Below are 15,801 nucleotides of genomic sequence, written 5' to 3'. Positions count from 1 at the left end.
AAGGTACATGACAACTCATATTGATGCATCAAAATTAGACATTGAAGATCGCGTAGTCGAAATTAACCGTGTAACGAAAGTTGTTAAAGGTGGACGTCGTCTTCGTTTCGCAGCACTAGTTGTTGTTGGAGACAGAAACGGACATGTAGGTTTCGGTACTGGTAAAGCTCAGGAAGTTCCTGAAGCAATCCGTAAAGCAATCGAAGCAGCAAAAACTAACCTGGTAGAAGTACCAATGGTTGGAACAACATTACCGCATGAAATCATCGGACGCCATGGTGGAGGAAACATCATCATGAAACCAGCTGTTGCCGGTTCTGGTATTTCTGCTGGTGGACCTGTTCGTGCCGTACTAGAATTAGCTGGCGTACAAGACGTTTCTTCTAAGTCAGTTGGATCTAGCTCACCAATCAACATGGTTCGTGCAACAATCGATGGTATCAGCAAACTAAAACGCGCTGAGGAAGTTGCAAAACTTCGTGGAAAATCTGTAGAAGAATTACTTGGATAAGGAGGGATGACACAATGGCAAATCTTGAAATTACTTTAAAGCGTAGTTTAATTGGTCGTCCTCAAAATCAACACCAAGTAGTCAAATCATTAGGTCTTAGAAAAACAAACTCTTCTGTTGTGAGACCAGATAATGACGCAGTAAGAGGCGCAATTAAAAAAATCGCTCATTTAGTCGATGTAAAAGAAGTTTAGTAAGTCTATAGTCTAACTAAAGGAGGTGCCAGGATTTATGAAACTTCATGAATTAAAACCTGCAGAAGGATCTCGTAAAACACGCAATCGTGTAGGACGCGGCTCATCTTCTGGTAATGGTAAAACATCAGGTCGTGGTCAAAAAGGACAAAAAGCTCGTTCAGGTGGCGGAACTCGTTTAGGGTTTGAGGGTGGACAAACACCATTGTTCCAAACTCTGCCAAAACGTGGTTTTACAAACTACAACCGTAAAGAATTTGCTGTCGTAAACTTAGATTCATTGAATCGTTTTGACGCAGAAACAGTAGTGACTCCAGAACTATTGATCGAAACAGGTGTCGTTAAAAACCAAAAATCCGGTGTGAAAGTATTAGCGAAAGGAAACATTGATCGCAAACTTACTGTCAAAGCACACAAGTTTTCTGCTTCAGCTAAAGAAGCGATCGAAGCTGCCGGTGGATCAGTAGAGGTGATCTAATTTATGATCGAGCTGATTAAAGGTGCTATTAAAGAAAAAGATGTAAGATCTAGAGTGTTATTCACTCTCGGAATTTTAATTGTTTTTCGTTTAGGTACACAGATCACTGTACCGGGCGTTAATGCTCAAGCACTCGACGAATTATCTACTTCAGGGTTGTTTAACCTTCTAGATACATTCGGTGGTGGAGCACTTGGAAGCTACTCAGTGTTTGCTCTCGGTGTTTCGCCATATATTACGGCTTCAATCGTCGTTCAACTTTTGCAAATGGACGTCCTTCCTAAATTCAAGGAATGGGCGGAGCAAGGTGAAGTCGGTAGAAAGAAGCTTAATCAGGCAACTCGTTATTTAACGATCGTTTTAGCATTCTTCCAAGCGATCGGAATTTCTGTCGGTTTTAATGCTTTAACGGGGTTAGGACTTGTCAGAAACCCAGGAGCGGCAACATTTATAATGATTGCGATCTTCTTGACGGCAGGTACAATGCTGGTAATGTGGCTGGGTGAAATGATTACAGTGCATGGTTTCGGAAACGGAACGTCACTGATCATCTTCTCAGGAATCGTTGCTCGTCTGCCTCAAGACATGATTCAGTTCTACAATACTCAAATCCGCAATGCCGGTGACGAGATTGTTCAAAGTGTACTATTCACGATTGGACTAATTGTTGCACTGATCGCACTGGTCATATTCGTTATTTATATGGAGAATGCAAAACGCAATATACCTGTGCGCTATTCTAAGCGTGCAAGTACTTCAAAAGATAATGCTGTTTTACCCCTTAAAGTCAACTCAGCAGGTGTTATCCCTGTAATTTTTGCGAGTTCATTCTTAATGACCCCGCAAATTATTCTCGGATATTTTGCTCAAGGCAATCAAGATGCTGGCTGGTATCAAGTTTTGAATAGTATTTTCAACTTACAAGAACCTGCGGGTGCTGTACTCTATGTACTGCTGATCGTAGTGTTCACGTATTTCTACGCATTCATTCAGGTTAACCCTGAAAAAGCGGCAGAGAATCTACAAAAACAAAACGGCTACATCCCAAGTATTCGTCCCGGGAAACCGACTGAAGAATACCTTGGCTACATGTTGATCCGCTTAAGCACTGTCGGTGCACTTTATCTAGGGATCATTTCAGTATTACCGATTATCGCTTCTGGACTCTGGAATCTTCCGAGTTCTCTTGCATTAGGCGGTACCAGTCTGCTAATCGTAGTTGGTGTTGCGCTTGATTCAATGAGACAACTTGAAGGATTGCTGAGTAAGAAGAGTTATCAAGGATTTATTCAAAGATAAAGTGAATGAGTCTTATCCTTTGTACAAAAATAGACGATTTGCCCCGCATGCAGCTGTATACTCATCAATGGGTAAATCGATCTTTTTTTCCTAAGCGTAAATGATTGGGAATCAGTCAAGGAGGAAGCAAACATGAATCTTATTCTTTTAGGACTTCCTGGAGCAGGGAAAGGAACTCAAGCTTCACGAATCACTGAAACCTACGATATCCCGCATATCTCAACAGGTGACATGTTCCGTGCAGCGATGAAAAACGAAACGCCCTTAGGCAAGGAAGCGAAAAAGTATATAGATGCTGGAGATCTCGTACCTGACGAAGTAACCAATGGAATCGTGAAAGAGCGTCTGGAAGAAGCCGATGCTCAAAAAGGATTCTTATTGGATGGATATCCTCGTACGTTGAATCAAGCCAATGCTTTGAAAGAAGCGTTAAGCAGCAACGGTCGTTCACTCGACAGCGTGTTGTACATCAAAGTCGATAAAAGTATCTTGATGGAACGTCTTACAGGTCGTTTCATTTGTGCGACATGCGGCGCAACGTATCATAAATTGTTCAACCCACCTAAAGTGGAGGGCACTTGTGATCAATGCGGCGGACACGACTTCTATCAAAGAGAAGACGATAAACCGGAAACAGTTGAAAGACGTATCGACGTAAATGAAGCTCAGACAAAAGAACTGGCTGCATATTACGAAGAAGAAGGAATCGTAAAAGAAATCAACGGAGAACAAGATCCAGACTCAGTATTTGAAGATATAAGAAATATTTTAGAATAACCATTTTATATTTGAAAAAGCCTTGTGCTTATCAACTTTGCATGGTATAATATTTCGAGCGTCGTGTTGGCATGACGGTTAAATCATTCAATAAATGTTATAAAGAAATGTGAGAGCAGTCTGCCCTCGCAATTTCATGCGTACAAAAGAGAGTCATCGAAGGAGGAAACTCAACGTGGCAAAAGACGATGTTATTGAGATTGAAGGAAAAGTACTAGAAACTCTTCCAAATGCAATGTTCAAAGTAGAACTTGAAAATGGACATGAAATTCTAGCACATGTATCGGGTAAAATTCGTATGAATTATATTCGTATCCTGCCTGGAGATAAAGTAACAGTTGAAATGTCTCCATACGATCTAACTCGTGGACGCATTACGTATCGATTCAAATAACTTAAGACTCCGTACAACCAAGGAGGGAAAGTTCATGAAAGTAAGACCATCAGTCAAAAAAATGTGTGACAAATGTAAAGTGATTCGTCGTAACGGCCGTGTAATGGTTATCTGCGAGAATCCTAAGCATAAGCAACGTCAAGGCTAATAAGAAGGAGGTGCTTTAATGGCTCGTGTAGCAGGAGTAGATATTCCACGTGATAAACATGTGGTAATTTCATTAACATACATCTATGGTATCGGAAAAACAACTTCTAAAAGTATTCTAGCAGCTGCTGGAGTTCCAGAAGAAACACGCGTACGCGAATTGACAAATGATCAATTAGACGCAATCCGTGCTGAAGTAGACAAACTAAAAATCGAAGGTGACCTTCGTCGTGAAGTAAACCAAAACATTAAACGTTTGATCGAAATCGGATCTTACCGTGGTATCCGCCACCGTCGTGGTTTGCCCGTTCGTGGACAAAACACTAAAAACAATGCTCGTACTCGTAAAGGACCAGCAGTAGCAATCGCTGGTAAGAAAAAATAATCACCTAAAAGTTAGGAGGTCAATCTACGTATGGCTAAAAATAGACCAGCACGTTCTCGTAAAAGAAGAGTGAAAAAGAATATTGAGCACGGTGTGGCACACATCCGTTCAACATTCAACAACACAATCGTAATGATCACTGATGTTCATGGTAACGCAATTTCATGGTCTTCAGCAGGATCTTTAGGATTCAGAGGTTCTAAAAAATCAACTCCATTTGCTGCTCAAATGGCTGCAGAAGCAGCTGCTAAAGGCTCAATGGAAAATGGTATGAAATCAGTTGACGTTACTGTTAAAGGACCAGGATCTGGTCGTGAAGCTGCAATTCGTTCATTGCAAGCAACAGGACTTGATGTAACAGCAATTCGTGACGTAACTCCGGTACCACACAACGGATGTCGTCCTCCAAAACGCCGTCGCGTTTAATAATTGGAATTTTTTCAAAAAATATTGCGTGAACTGAACGTTTTGAAAGGGGTAAACGGACTAGATGATCGAAATTGAAAAGCCGGTAATAGAGACAGTTGAGATCAGTGAGGATGGAAAATTCGGCAAGTTTGTCGTAGAACCGCTTGAGCGTGGATACGGTACAACTTTGGGGAACTCTCTGCGTCGAATCCTACTATCATCCTTGCCAGGTGCTGCCGTCACAAATATACAAATCGATGGTGTTTTACATGAATTCACAGCGATCGACGGGGTAGTAGAAGACGTAACTGCCGTCATCTTAAACTTGAAAAAACTCGCACTTAAGTTGTATTCTGATGAAACAAAAACGATTGAATTGGATGTTGAAGGACCAGCGACTGTAACAGCTGCTGACATTATTTATGACAGTGATGTTGAAGTAATGAACCCTGACCTTTATATTTGCACGGTTTCTGAAGGCGGACATTTACATGCTCGCATGGAAGCACAAAAAGGCAGAGGGTACGTTCGCGCTGAATACAACAAACACGAAGATATGCCAATTGGTGTACTGCCGGTTGATTCGATTTATACCCCAATCAGCCGTGTAAATTATCATGTGGAAGATACTCGTGTTGGAGAGAAAAATCAGTTCGACAAGTTAACGCTTGACGTATGGACTGACGGATCGATTTCTCCAGAGGATGGCGTGAGTTTAGCGGCAAAAATCATGACAGAACACTTGAACATTTTTGTCAACTTGACAGAAGAAGCCCGTGAAGCTGAAATTATGGTTGAAAAAGAAGAAACTCAGATGGAAAAAATGCTTGAGATGACTATCGAAGAGCTTGATTTATCTGTTCGTTCTTACAACTGCTTGAAACGTGCTGGAATTAATACTGTTCAAGAACTGACGAATAAAACAGAACCAGAAATGATGAAAGTCCGCAACTTAGGGCGTAAATCACTGGAAGAAGTTAAATACAAACTTGGCGAGCTTGATCTAGGGTTACGCGAAGAAGAATAATCTTGTAGTTAAGGGAGGGTTTCGACTAATGGGCTACCGTAAATTAGGACGTAAAAGTGCTCAACGTAAAGCTATGCTGCGTGATCTTACGTCAGATTTAATTATCAACGAGCGTATCATCACTACTGAAACTCGTGCAAAAGAAGTGTCTAAAATGGCTGATAAAATGGTTACTTTAGGTAAACGCGGAGACTTGCATGCACGTCGTCAGGCTGCATCAGTAGTTCGTAATGAACTAGCAACTGTTTCAGAAACTGAAGAAGAAATCGTAGTACAAACTGTTTTACAAAAATTGTTTGACGATTTAGCTCCACGTTTCGCTGAGCGTAATGGTGGATATACTCGTGTATTGAAAACTGAACCTCGTAGAGGAGATGGCGCTCCAATGGCTGTCTTAGAATTCGTGGTTAGAGCTGAAGCTGAAGAAACTGAAGAAGTAGAAGCTTAATTTTCAACAAAACAGAATTAAACCAAATTCACTTTTGGATGTATGATGGGCGTTATGATGATGGAAAGTTTTTCCAAGTGTCTAGCTCAAGTTTCTCCTGGAGGACAATGTTCCTTCAGGAGAAACCATATATCGTTTAAAGTGATTTTTTTATACCCAAAAACTGTCGGTCATTCAGACTATACATAGCAGACAATAAAAGCTGTTGTTTTTATACCTGTTTTTTTGTTAATCTTATAAAGATGAGGACTGTCAAGACACCTGGAAATAAGGTATAATGAATCAGTATTTTCATACGCTGACAGAACTTAGATAATGGATGGGTGCTTAGGCATCAGGACTCAAAGATTGAGGTAAAGACAATGAATGAAATTGTAACAGTAAATCAAATATCTTATCATTATACAGAGGAAGATGCACGCCCTGCATTGAACGATGTCTCCTTTTCGATCAATAAAGGAGAATGGATCGCAATCATCGGCCCAAATGGTTCTGGCAAGTCTACCTTAGCGAAAGCGATCAATGGACTAATTGAGCCAAGTGGCGGAGAAGTTAAAGTAGGGCCTTATGAACTGAATGAAGAGAATATATGGTCGATCCGTGAAATGGTCGGAATGGTCTTCCAGAATCCGGATAATCAATTTGTTGGATCTACAGTACAGGATGACGTAGCATTCGGCTTAGAAAATCAGGGGCTTCCTAGAGAAGAAATGGTCGAAAGAGTACGTGAAGCATTAGAAAAGGTCAATATGCTGGAATTTGCCGAACGAGAACCAGCAAGATTGTCAGGTGGACAGAAGCAAAGAGTAGCGATTGCCGGGATTGTAGCTTTAAGACCGGATATCATGATTTTAGATGAGGCAACAAGTATGCTTGATCCGAAAGGGCGAGAAGAAGTCTTGCGTACAGTAAAAGAAGTGAAAGAACGTGAGAATCTTTCTGTCATTTCAATTACTCATGACATTGACGAAGCAGCATCAGCCAATCGTATTTTAGTTATGCGGGAAGGCAAATTGATCAAAGAGGGAACACCAGAAGAAATCTTTTCTTACGGCGATCAATTGATCGAAATGGGTCTGGACTTGCCGTTCCCGGAGAAGCTGAAGTCTTCGCTGAAAAATAGCGGGATCAATGTACCCAGTGAGTATTTAACAGAGGAAGGCATGGTGGAGTGGTTATGGACATACGATTCGAAGAAGTAGGGTTTACGTACCAAAAAGGAACGCCATTCGAAAGCCGTGCGCTGTATGATATCAATCTCTCTATAAACGACAAAAGCTATACGGCACTTGTCGGCCATACTGGAAGCGGAAAATCTACGGTTCTGCAACACTTGAATGCACTGAAAAAACCGACAGAAGGTTCAGTGTCTATTGGGGAGCAAGTGATTACCGCTGCGACCAACAACAAAGGGCTTAAAAAGCTGCGAAAAAAAGTTGGGATCGTTTTTCAATTCCCAGAAGCGCAGTTGTTCGAGGAAACGATTGGAAGAGATATTGCATTTGGTCCTAAAAATTTCGGTGTTTCTGAAGAAGAAGCCATCGAAAAAGCCAAGGCACTATTGCCTCAGGTAGGGTTGGATGAAAGTTTTCTTGATCGATCTCCTTTTGATCTTTCGGGAGGACAGATGCGCAGGGTTGCGATAGCCGGAGTACTGGCGCTGGAACCGCAAGTCTTGGTACTGGATGAGCCGACAGCAGGGCTAGACCCGCAGGGACGCAAAGAAATCATGGATATGTTCTATGATCTCTATAAAAATCAAGGTCTGACAATTGTCTTAGTGACCCATCAGATGGAAGATGTAGCGCAGTATGCTGATCATATGGTCATCTTGGAAAAAGGTACTGTAACGAAAGAAGGTGCACCAAGAGACTTGTTCAAAGAAGCAGATTGGCTGGAGAGTATGCAGCTTGGTGTACCGCAGACTGTCCGCTTTGCACAGCAGTTAGAAAAGCGATTCAACTGGACATTTGACCCGCTGCCGTTAACCACAGATGAACTGGCAGAACAAATCAAAGAAAAAATCGGAGACGGTCGGGAAGCAGGTGACCGAACATGATGGATAAATTGATTTTTGGACGTTATATACCAGGAAGTTCACTGATTCATCGGTTGGATCCCCGTACAAAATTGATGGGGGCCATTTTCTTCATCATCATCATTTTCTTAGCGAATAATGTATGGACGTACCTGACACTGGCGTTATTTGTAGCGTTAGCTGTAGGACTATCTAAAATCAAAGTGAGCTTTTTTATAAATGGAATCAAGCCGCTGATCTGGCTGATCTTGTTTACCGTAATCTTGCAAATCTTATTCACGAGCGGACAGACAATCTACTTCCGATTTGGTCCATTTATTCTGTCAGAAGAAGGATTGATCAACGGGGCATTTATCTTTATGCGCTTTGTGCTGATCATCTTTATGTCAACGCTTTTGACCTTGACAACGATGCCGTTGTCCTTATCGGATGCCATTGAGTACCTGCTGAGACCGTTAGCGGTCATCAAAGTACCTGTACATGAAATTGCGCTGATGCTGTCGATTGCATTACGTTTTGTTCCAACCTTGATGGACGAAACAGAAAAGATTATGAATGCACAGAGAGCACGAGGAATCGATTTTGGAGAAGGCAATCTTTATGAGCAGATGAAATCTATTGTTCCATTATTGATCCCGCTATTTGTAAGCTCATTTAACCGTGCTGAGGAGCTGGCGACTGCAATGGAAGCTAGAGGATACAAAGGCGGCGAAGGACGCAGCAAGTACCGTCAATTGAGCTGGGAGACAAAGGATACAGTAACGATCATTGCTTTCTTGGGATTAGCTGTTCTTTTATTACTATTAAAAACATAAACCTAAAAACATAAACCGAAAAAGGATAAGGATCTCTGTCTTTGTCCTTTTTCTGTATAAATTGATGAAAAGGAAGCATGCCGCGTGGAAAACATCAGATATAAAATGAAGCTTGCTTATGATGGAACACAGTTTTCTGGGTTTCAAGTCCAGCCGAACAAGCGAACCGTACAAGGAGAAATTGAAAAGGCATTAAGTAAAATGTCAAAAGGGTCTTTTATCCGTATCAAAGGTGCCGGCAGAACGGATGCAGGAGTGCATGCAAAAGGACAAGTGATTCATTTTGATTATCCGACGCGAATACCGGCAGATGGTATGTTAAGGGCATTAAATACATTAGGTCCAGAAGATATTGTATTTTTAGAGTCTGAGATTGTAGAAGACAGCTTTCACGCACAGTACTTAGCTAAAGGGAAAACATATCAGTATCGTGTGGATACCAATAAACTGAAGAATCCTTTTACAAGAAATTATGCTCTGCATCATCCGTTTGAAATGGATGCAGAACGGACAAGACAAGCATTATCTTATTTAGAGGGCACGCATGACTTTACTAGTTTTGCATCAGCTCACTCAGATAAAGAAGATAAAACCAGGACCATATACGAGGCGAGTCTAAAAATCGATGAACAAACGAATGAGTGGACTTTCACTTTTCGGGGGAATGGGTTTTTGTATAATATGATTCGAATTATTATGGGAACTGTTTTGCAAGTTGCAGATGGCAGACGTGAGCCGGAAGAAATCCAGCAGATGCTGGAGGCAAAAGATCGGACATCTGCAGGCCCGACCGCGGCACCGCATGGATTGTGTATGATGGAAGTTTATTATGAGAGTACTTGAAAACAAACCGCCCACCTCTGAAAACACTCATAAAAACCGTTAATATGGACAGGAGAAAATCTGGACGGTATCATAAAAGAACCCGGTGGATAAATCGCTGCAGTGCAGTGAGGAGTCGGTCGGGTTCTTATTTTTATCAGAAAAAAACTACATATAGTAAGAATATTTCAAAAAACAGTCTAACGAGAAAAGAGGAACGATATATGTTTACAAAGTGGCGACTGCGGTTGGAGGACAAAAGAATCTGGAGGGTATTTGGGCGCAGTATGGGATTATCGCTGATATTATCTGTAATGATGATCTTTTTAGACTCCAATACAATCGCATTGCTGGAAAATCTTCCGGACTGGATGTTGACGGATACCACTACTGCCAGACAGGTGTTAAGTACATTAGCAGGAACGCTCTTTACAGCAACGACCTTTGTATTTTCAGCCATATTGACGATCGTTACGTTGTATACGTCCAATTTTAGTCCGCGGGCTGTAGAGGACTTTCTGCTGAATACTACTTCAATGCGAACACTGGGCATCTTCTTGGGCGGATTTATTTATTCATTGACTTCACTGGTCTTTATGAATGGAGACTTATATGATGACAGAGTCTTTTCCGTCGTTATCGCCTGGTTTTATGCGATAGGGAGCGCAGTATATTTTACCATGTTTGTCTACCAGGTCTCTAACTTTATTCAAGCGGATAAACTGGTCAGCAGAATGTATTTTGAAACACTTTCGCAGTATGATGACACGATTGATTTTTACCGAGGACATACTCGAATAAGCCGTATACCTGAAATCACTACGACATATCAGTATGAACTGAATACCAGCGAAGAAGCTTACATCGGTTCGATCAAGTTTGAAGATTTGAAAAATTTGTGCCAGGAGTATCAGGCAATATGCAGAATTACCGTAAAGGTGGGAGATTTTGTTTCTAGAAATGAACCTGTGGCAACGGTATATACGAACAGAAAAGTCGCAGATATCGAAACGTTGAATAGAGAATTCAATAAGACCTTTGATTATGAATCAGAACGGTCTACTTCATTTGATTCAGGGTATTCCAGAAATAAATTAAATGAAATTGCCTTAAAAGCGATGTCTCCAGGTATCAATGATCCAAATACAGCCATTCATGCTGTACACTATAAAGCACTTTTAGAAGCTAAATTTGCGGCGCTTAGAGGCAGGTACGTTGTCATTGGAAAAACGAAAGAGGAATTAGAACAAGAGCCGGATTTTTCAAAACTGTCAGGTCTCCTGATTTATGATTATAATGATTTTTTCAGACATCTGCACGTCGGATACAGACAGCTGGTTCATTATATGAAAGAAGATATTTCAGCGATGGAAGCTGTCTTTGACGCACTTGTTCTGATTGCTCATGCTGCTCATGAAGACAAGCTGGGAATCGTCAAAGAATATACGAGGTACGTTCATGATTCTGTGATTGAAAACTTCCCGTTGCAACTGGATAGAGAAGTGATTAAAAAAAGGTTTAACCAGATCATGTCTATAGAGGTAGAAGATCGAATCACCGCCGAAGAAGAAGAGGAAGCAAAAGCCGAGGAGGAAGAGCAGTGAATCTAACATTTAATGTAAATGGTCTGACAGTGGATGCAGTCTACACAGAAAGCGAAGTCAATGCTCTCTTTCTCCCATTATTAAAACAACTGAAGGATTTGTATGCAGGAAAAGGCAGCAGAGTCATCGTCTATCTAGCTGCACCGCCGGGCACGGGCAAAACGACACTGACCCTTTTTTTAAAGTATCTGCATGGCCAGCATGATTTCCCCTATACATTTCAGGAAATCTCGATCGATGGCTTCCATCATAAAAGACAATACTTAATGAATACATGGATCAGTGTAGATGGAGAAGAAATGGCTTTGAACAGTGTAAAAGGCAGTCCGGAGTCCTTCGACTTGGCTGGGTTGAAACAGCGGATCGAAGAACTTGCTGAGAAAGAAACTGTAGAATGGCCAGTCTATGACCGAAAGCTGCATGATGTGAGTGAAGAAATGGTTCAAGTGGATGCAGATATTGTATTGGTAGAAGGGAACTACCTTTTATTAAATGAACCAGGATGGACAGAATTAAAAGACACGGCAGATTTGACTATTTTTATTGAAGCGGCAGAAGAAACATTAAAACCAAGACTTGTTGAACGGAAAATGATGGGCGGACTTCCAAAAGATCAGGCTGAAGCATTTTATAAACAAAGTGATCGCCGAAATGTTTTAAGAGTACTGAAGCATTCCAGTGGATCGGATATTTGCTGGGAAATGACAGCGGACCGCACACTACTGAGAAAGATATAAAAGTGCTGATCAGCTGAGTGCGTAACAATCCACTTCACATCCATAAACTGTTATCATGACAGTACGAGTTATACGTCCAAGAATGATAGAGGAGTCATAGATATGAGAGAATGGATTGATCAATACAGAGAAGCCTATCCGCTAGTCGCTAATATTATCGTGTTTATTCTGGTTATTATCTTTATTTTAATGATCAGACGAGTTGCTTTAAATCGTTTATACAAACAATTCAATCATTCAGAGAACTGGTACGTTACAAGAAAAATTGCAAAGTGGCTGACGAACTTCATACTCGTCCTTGTCTTTGTCTATATATTCGGGAGTAACTTAAGCGGATTTACGACAGCCATAGGACTAGCGGGTGCCGGGGTGACTTATGCCTTGCGCGAAGTGATTGTTAGTTTTGCCGGCTGGTTTGCCATTATGTTCGGAGATTTCTTCAAAACCGGTGATCGTGTCTTGCTGGGAGGAACCAAAGGGGACGTGGTAGATATAGGTCTGTTGCGCACGACTTTGATGGAGATCGGCGAATGGGTAGAAGGAGACCAGTACACAGGACGAATCGTTCGTGTAGCTAACAGTTACATTTTTAATTCACCGGTGTACAACTATACTGCAGACTTCAAGTTTTTATGGGATGAAGTACATATCCCGCTGCATTTTGGTTCGAATATCCCGCTGGCTAAAGAAATCGTATTGAATATTGCAGAAGAGACGATCGGTACCTATAATGCAAAAGCAGAAGAAGAATGGGACAATATGAAACGTCGCTACCGGATAGAGAATGCCTCGCTGAAACCGCAAGTATTTGTTTTGTTTGATGATAATTGGATTACAATGAGTCTAAGATATATCGTGGACACGAGAGAAAGAAGATCGGTCAAAGACCGTATGTTTACTTCTATGTTGGAACAATTTGATCAGTATAAGGGTGAAATCGAACTTGCCTCGCAAACCTTTGAAATCGTCCGTGATGAAAAGAGAAGCGACAAAGACAAAAATACCTGATTGATTCCGTAAAAGATTGCTTGATAAGGAGATGGAATCCATGAAATATGGGGACGACTACAGAAAAATTCCGATGTACAGCAAGGAATCCGGTAAGGGAACAGAGTTCTTACCAGATGTTTATGTGTTCGTTGATCAGATTGTAAATGTCCTATTTATCGGCAGACCTGAAGCGAATTCGTTTGTGATCGTAGATACAGGACTGTATAAACGCTCTGAAAAAATCATCGAGGCAGCCATAGAGAGATTCGGAGCTCATGCAAAACCGAGTGCAATCTTACTGACGCATGGACATGTGGATCATGTCGGAACGGTCATTGATCTGGTAGAAAAATGGAATGTGCCGGTATACGCAGCTGAAGCAGAGTTGCCGTATCTGACTGGGCAGAAGAGTTATCCTGAACCGGATTATACAGCGGAAGGCGGACTAGTCTTAAAGACGTCCAAATTTTTCCCGAGAGATCCTATTGATTTAGAAAATCATGTACAGCCGCTGCCAGAAGACGGGTCAGTCCCTTTTTTGCCAGAATTCAAGTGGATTCCAGTACCTGGTCACACGGAAGGTCAGACAGCTTTCTTTAGGGAAAGAGATCGATTCCTGATTGCAGCGGATGCTTTTGTCATGACGAAACAGGAAGATTTGTATTCCGTTTTAACACAGAAAAAGATCATCAGTGGGCCGCCGCGTTGTTTAACGCCAGACTGGGTATCTGCAAAAGAAGCTGTTGTTAAGTTATACAATCTGAGACCACAGTATGCTGTCTCAGGCCACGGCTATCCAATGAGTGGACACGAGTTGCTGGAAGGTTTGAAAGATCTCATTGACCACTGGGAAGAAAAAGCCTTGCCAAGTCACGGAAAGTTTGTAGACGATTCAGATCATCAGTGAAAATGACGAAAGAGAACAAAGAGGTTGGTCCAATCTGCTCTGTTCTCTTTTTTGGTAAATCTCATCCTTAAGACTGATTTGTCATTAAAGGAGATGAGGTATACTAATACTGTACAAAATGGATGTTGTGAATAAGACAGAAAATGAATTCAAGACAATCATAAAAAGGATGCTTATAAATGAAAATGAATAAAAAACTAAAAAAGACTCCAATGACACAAATTAAATCTTTGGTCACTTCACTTTTTGATACAAAAGTAGAGACTAGGAAAAAACTAATGGTATTGGCCATCGTTCTTTATATCGTCAGTCCGATCGATTTGATTCCTGACTTTATTCCGGTAGCGGGGTACGCGGATGATGTAATCGTTCCGATCTTATTGATCATTGCAGAAAAACTGCTTTCCAAAGGTAAAGCACCAGAAGCAGTCCGAGTCAGAAAAGACGCTGAAAAATTCGAATAAAGTAACTGATCGAATCACCATCATTGAAGCACTTTCCATCATAAAGGAGAGTGCTTCTTTTGTTTTTAGGATAACAGAATGAATAACGTGTAAATCTTGTACAGAAAAAACGCTGATACAGAGTTAGGGAGAGTCCCCAGCTCGCACAGCGTTCTTTTTAAACGATGATTGATTTTACAGTTTCTCAAGTTCTACTTTCAAGTATTTTGCTAGTTCAAGCATTGCGTACTTGCCGGCACGTTCTTCTGCTTCAGCGTTGTAATTGGTATTCGTGTTGACATCGTAAGTGTAAACATCACCTTTTTCATCAATGATAAACTCCAAGGCAGCGACATCAATACGCTGTGCTTTCAAGAAAGCTTTATAACGCTCGATCTGTTCTTCGGGAAGACGTTCAATAATCTCAAACTTATTTGTAGCTGGAGTTGGTTGCTGCGAAGGAACTTGGCATACGTCTGCCGGGCATAACTCGAATCCGTCACTAGAATCTACTTTCACGGCGTAGAAATATTCTCCCCCGATGAATTCCGAGCGGATGATGTGTCCATCCGCCGGCTTGATGTATTGCTGAATCAAGCTAATACCATCAATGGAATCTTCAAACTCGGCACCTTCTACATAATCGGACAGTTCCTCCATAGAATAAATCAGACGTACACCCAATCCTTTGCCGGCACGATTATGCTTAATGATGAATGGAAGCTCATTTAACTTTTCTGCTGCTTTAAGAATATTCTTTTTTCCTACAGCTCCAATGGTTTTAGGAGTTTGAATGCCCTGCTTTTGTAAAGCCGTGTACTGCTTTAACTTGCTGACTTCCAGTTCGATGGCACCTGTTCCATTAATTACTTTCGCGCCTTTTAATTCCAGCCAGTTCAGCACTTGGGCAGTCAATTCTGGAGCATAGCGATTTCCTCTTGTGTGAGAAGAAGCACTCATTCGGTTATAAAAAATCCCCTCATCCGGAAGTGCTTCGATATCGATCATTCCATCTGATAAATCCCAATTACTGTAAGGTACGTTTAATTCATCCAAACGTGCAAACAGATGACGCGTCCAATCCATATTTTCGTGGATGACATGTACTTTTTTCATCTTGATTTCTCCCTCATAAACTAGGTTTGTACGACTTTTTCTTTCGAAGATAATATTCGTACTACCATTATAATAAAAAAGAGTATCCAGAAACAGAGCGGCTGCTCATAAACCATTCACTCTGCACAATTCTTCTGAAATTTTTAAAGCAAAGTATCGATTTATTCGTTACAAAATATTTGGAAAAGTTGAATATTTAGTTGACTTATTCTTTCATTCGAGTTACTATGTTATATGGTATTGTTTGCCACCATGATAAGC

Annotated in this window: 21 protein-coding genes; 20 read left to right on the top strand and 1 reads right to left on the bottom strand. The window is 41.1% G+C overall.

Features of this window, described 5'->3' with window-relative positions; genetic code table 11:
- Positions 1 to 7 precede the first annotated feature (7 nt).
- The 20 genes from rpsE (at position 8) to B6F02_RS10535 (ending at position 14,445) form a co-directional block, all read left to right on the top strand.
- Entirely contained in the window at positions 8 to 511 is a 504-nt protein-coding gene (gene rpsE / locus B6F02_RS10630) for a 30S ribosomal protein S5 (protein WP_080147316.1), read from the top strand.
- Positions 512 to 525: 14 nt separating this feature from the next.
- Positions 526 to 705, top strand: coding sequence for a 50S ribosomal protein L30 (gene rpmD, locus B6F02_RS10625; protein WP_080147315.1), 180 nt, complete (start codon positions 526 to 528; stop codon positions 703 to 705).
- A gap of 37 nt (positions 706 to 742) precedes the next feature.
- The gene (gene rplO, locus B6F02_RS10620; protein ID WP_080147314.1) at positions 743 to 1,183 is read left to right on the top strand and encodes a 50S ribosomal protein L15; all 441 of its coding nucleotides are present in this window, start codon (positions 743 to 745) and stop codon (positions 1,181 to 1,183) included.
- A 3-nt stretch (positions 1,184 to 1,186) separates the two neighbouring features.
- Positions 1,187 to 2,482, top strand: coding sequence for a preprotein translocase subunit SecY (secY, locus tag B6F02_RS10615; protein ID WP_080147313.1), 1,296 nt, complete (start codon positions 1,187 to 1,189; stop codon positions 2,480 to 2,482).
- Between the two features lie 132 nt (positions 2,483 to 2,614).
- Positions 2,615 to 3,259 (top strand): adenylate kinase, encoded by a 645-nt coding sequence (locus B6F02_RS10610; RefSeq protein ID WP_080147312.1) that lies wholly within the window; start codon positions 2,615 to 2,617, stop codon positions 3,257 to 3,259.
- A 175-nt stretch (positions 3,260 to 3,434) separates the two neighbouring features.
- Entirely contained in the window at positions 3,435 to 3,653 is a 219-nt protein-coding gene (infA, locus tag B6F02_RS10605) for a translation initiation factor IF-1 (RefSeq protein ID WP_080147311.1), read from the top strand.
- 34 nt (positions 3,654 to 3,687) lie between these two features.
- A complete protein-coding gene (rpmJ, locus tag B6F02_RS10600; RefSeq protein WP_034299928.1) occupies positions 3,688 to 3,801 on the top strand; it encodes a 50S ribosomal protein L36 in 114 nt (37 codons plus the stop codon).
- 18 nt (positions 3,802 to 3,819) lie between these two features.
- Positions 3,820 to 4,185 carry a 30S ribosomal protein S13 gene (gene rpsM / locus B6F02_RS10595; protein ID WP_080147310.1) on the top strand — a complete coding sequence of 122 codons (366 nt, stop codon included), beginning with the start codon at positions 3,820 to 3,822 and terminating at the stop codon, positions 4,183 to 4,185.
- Positions 4,186 to 4,215: 30 nt separating this feature from the next.
- Positions 4,216 to 4,611, top strand: coding sequence for a 30S ribosomal protein S11 (gene rpsK / locus B6F02_RS10590; RefSeq protein WP_080147309.1), 396 nt, complete (start codon positions 4,216 to 4,218; stop codon positions 4,609 to 4,611).
- A gap of 64 nt (positions 4,612 to 4,675) precedes the next feature.
- On the top strand, positions 4,676 to 5,620 hold the full coding sequence (locus B6F02_RS10585) for a DNA-directed RNA polymerase subunit alpha (RefSeq protein ID WP_080147308.1): 945 nt from the start codon (positions 4,676 to 4,678) through the stop codon (positions 5,618 to 5,620).
- A 28-nt stretch (positions 5,621 to 5,648) separates the two neighbouring features.
- Positions 5,649 to 6,068, top strand: a complete 420-nt coding sequence (rplQ, locus tag B6F02_RS10580; protein WP_080147307.1) for a 50S ribosomal protein L17 — start codon at positions 5,649 to 5,651, stop codon at positions 6,066 to 6,068.
- Positions 6,069 to 6,430: 362 nt separating this feature from the next.
- Complete coding sequence (locus B6F02_RS10575) at positions 6,431 to 7,270, top strand: energy-coupling factor ABC transporter ATP-binding protein (RefSeq protein WP_080147306.1); 840 nt, start codon at positions 6,431 to 6,433, stop codon at positions 7,268 to 7,270.
- Positions 7,246 to 8,127, top strand: coding sequence for an energy-coupling factor ABC transporter ATP-binding protein (locus B6F02_RS10570; protein ID WP_080147305.1), 882 nt, complete (start codon positions 7,246 to 7,248; stop codon positions 8,125 to 8,127). The genes B6F02_RS10575 and B6F02_RS10570 overlap by 25 nt, the downstream gene beginning before the upstream one ends.
- Positions 8,124 to 8,921, top strand: a complete 798-nt coding sequence (locus B6F02_RS10565) for an energy-coupling factor transporter transmembrane component T family protein (RefSeq protein WP_080147304.1) — start codon at positions 8,124 to 8,126, stop codon at positions 8,919 to 8,921. Before B6F02_RS10570 ends, B6F02_RS10565 begins: the two co-directional genes overlap by 4 nt.
- 105 nt (positions 8,922 to 9,026) lie before the next feature.
- Positions 9,027 to 9,764 (top strand): tRNA pseudouridine(38-40) synthase TruA, encoded by a 738-nt coding sequence (gene truA, locus B6F02_RS10560; RefSeq protein ID WP_080147430.1) that lies wholly within the window; start codon positions 9,027 to 9,029, stop codon positions 9,762 to 9,764.
- Positions 9,765 to 9,967: 203 nt separating this feature from the next.
- The gene (locus B6F02_RS10555; protein ID WP_080147303.1) at positions 9,968 to 11,347 is read left to right on the top strand and encodes a DUF2254 domain-containing protein; all 1,380 of its coding nucleotides are present in this window, start codon (positions 9,968 to 9,970) and stop codon (positions 11,345 to 11,347) included.
- On the top strand, positions 11,344 to 12,084 hold the full coding sequence (locus B6F02_RS10550) for a nucleoside/nucleotide kinase family protein (RefSeq protein ID WP_080147302.1): 741 nt from the start codon (positions 11,344 to 11,346) through the stop codon (positions 12,082 to 12,084). The genes B6F02_RS10555 and B6F02_RS10550 overlap by 4 nt, the downstream gene beginning before the upstream one ends.
- 102 nt (positions 12,085 to 12,186) lie before the next feature.
- Entirely contained in the window at positions 12,187 to 13,092 is a 906-nt protein-coding gene (locus tag B6F02_RS10545) for a mechanosensitive ion channel family protein (RefSeq protein WP_080147301.1), read from the top strand.
- A 40-nt stretch (positions 13,093 to 13,132) separates the two neighbouring features.
- Entirely contained in the window at positions 13,133 to 13,981 is an 849-nt protein-coding gene (locus B6F02_RS10540) for an MBL fold metallo-hydrolase (protein WP_080147300.1), read from the top strand.
- A gap of 179 nt (positions 13,982 to 14,160) precedes the next feature.
- Positions 14,161 to 14,445, top strand: a complete 285-nt coding sequence (locus tag B6F02_RS10535; RefSeq protein ID WP_080147299.1) for a YkvA family protein — start codon at positions 14,161 to 14,163, stop codon at positions 14,443 to 14,445.
- Positions 14,446 to 14,619: 174 nt separating this feature from the next.
- Here B6F02_RS10535 and B6F02_RS10530 read toward each other — a convergent pair whose 3' ends face one another.
- Positions 14,620 to 15,546, bottom strand: coding sequence for an ATP-grasp domain-containing protein (locus B6F02_RS10530; RefSeq protein WP_218672193.1), 927 nt, complete (start codon positions 15,544 to 15,546; stop codon positions 14,620 to 14,622).
- Positions 15,547 to 15,801 lie beyond the last annotated feature (255 nt).

The sequence above is a fragment of the Marinilactibacillus piezotolerans genome (assembly GCF_900169305.1).
In the GTDB taxonomy this organism is placed as follows: Bacteria; Bacillota; Bacilli; order Lactobacillales; family Carnobacteriaceae_A; genus Marinilactibacillus; species Marinilactibacillus piezotolerans_A.
This window is presented reverse-complemented; position numbering and strand designations above follow the sequence as displayed.

Coding starts and splice junctions, on each gene's coding strand:
- B6F02_RS10565 (WP_080147304.1), top strand. CDS start 8,124: ATGATGGATAAATTGATTTTTGGACGTTATATACCAGGAAGTTCACTG.
- rpmD (WP_080147315.1), top strand. CDS start 526: ATGGCAAATCTTGAAATTACTTTAAAGCGTAGTTTAATTGGTCGTCCT.
- rplQ (WP_080147307.1), top strand. CDS start 5,649: ATGGGCTACCGTAAATTAGGACGTAAAAGTGCTCAACGTAAAGCTATG.
- B6F02_RS10540 (WP_080147300.1), top strand. CDS start 13,133: ATGAAATATGGGGACGACTACAGAAAAATTCCGATGTACAGCAAGGAA.
- B6F02_RS10585 (WP_080147308.1), top strand. CDS start 4,676: ATGATCGAAATTGAAAAGCCGGTAATAGAGACAGTTGAGATCAGTGAG.
- rpsK (WP_080147309.1), top strand. CDS start 4,216: ATGGCTAAAAATAGACCAGCACGTTCTCGTAAAAGAAGAGTGAAAAAG.
- rpsE (WP_080147316.1), top strand. CDS start 8: ATGACAACTCATATTGATGCATCAAAATTAGACATTGAAGATCGCGTA.
- B6F02_RS10545 (WP_080147301.1), top strand. CDS start 12,187: ATGAGAGAATGGATTGATCAATACAGAGAAGCCTATCCGCTAGTCGCT.
- rplO (WP_080147314.1), top strand. CDS start 743: ATGAAACTTCATGAATTAAAACCTGCAGAAGGATCTCGTAAAACACGC.
- rpsM (WP_080147310.1), top strand. CDS start 3,820: ATGGCTCGTGTAGCAGGAGTAGATATTCCACGTGATAAACATGTGGTA.
- B6F02_RS10535 (WP_080147299.1), top strand. CDS start 14,161: ATGAAAATGAATAAAAAACTAAAAAAGACTCCAATGACACAAATTAAA.
- B6F02_RS10610 (WP_080147312.1), top strand. CDS start 2,615: ATGAATCTTATTCTTTTAGGACTTCCTGGAGCAGGGAAAGGAACTCAA.
- B6F02_RS10575 (WP_080147306.1), top strand. CDS start 6,431: ATGAATGAAATTGTAACAGTAAATCAAATATCTTATCATTATACAGAG.
- B6F02_RS10570 (WP_080147305.1), top strand. CDS start 7,246: ATGGACATACGATTCGAAGAAGTAGGGTTTACGTACCAAAAAGGAACG.
- rpmJ (WP_034299928.1), top strand. CDS start 3,688: ATGAAAGTAAGACCATCAGTCAAAAAAATGTGTGACAAATGTAAAGTG.
- truA (WP_080147430.1), top strand. CDS start 9,027: ATGAAGCTTGCTTATGATGGAACACAGTTTTCTGGGTTTCAAGTCCAG.
- B6F02_RS10555 (WP_080147303.1), top strand. CDS start 9,968: ATGTTTACAAAGTGGCGACTGCGGTTGGAGGACAAAAGAATCTGGAGG.
- secY (WP_080147313.1), top strand. CDS start 1,187: ATGATCGAGCTGATTAAAGGTGCTATTAAAGAAAAAGATGTAAGATCT.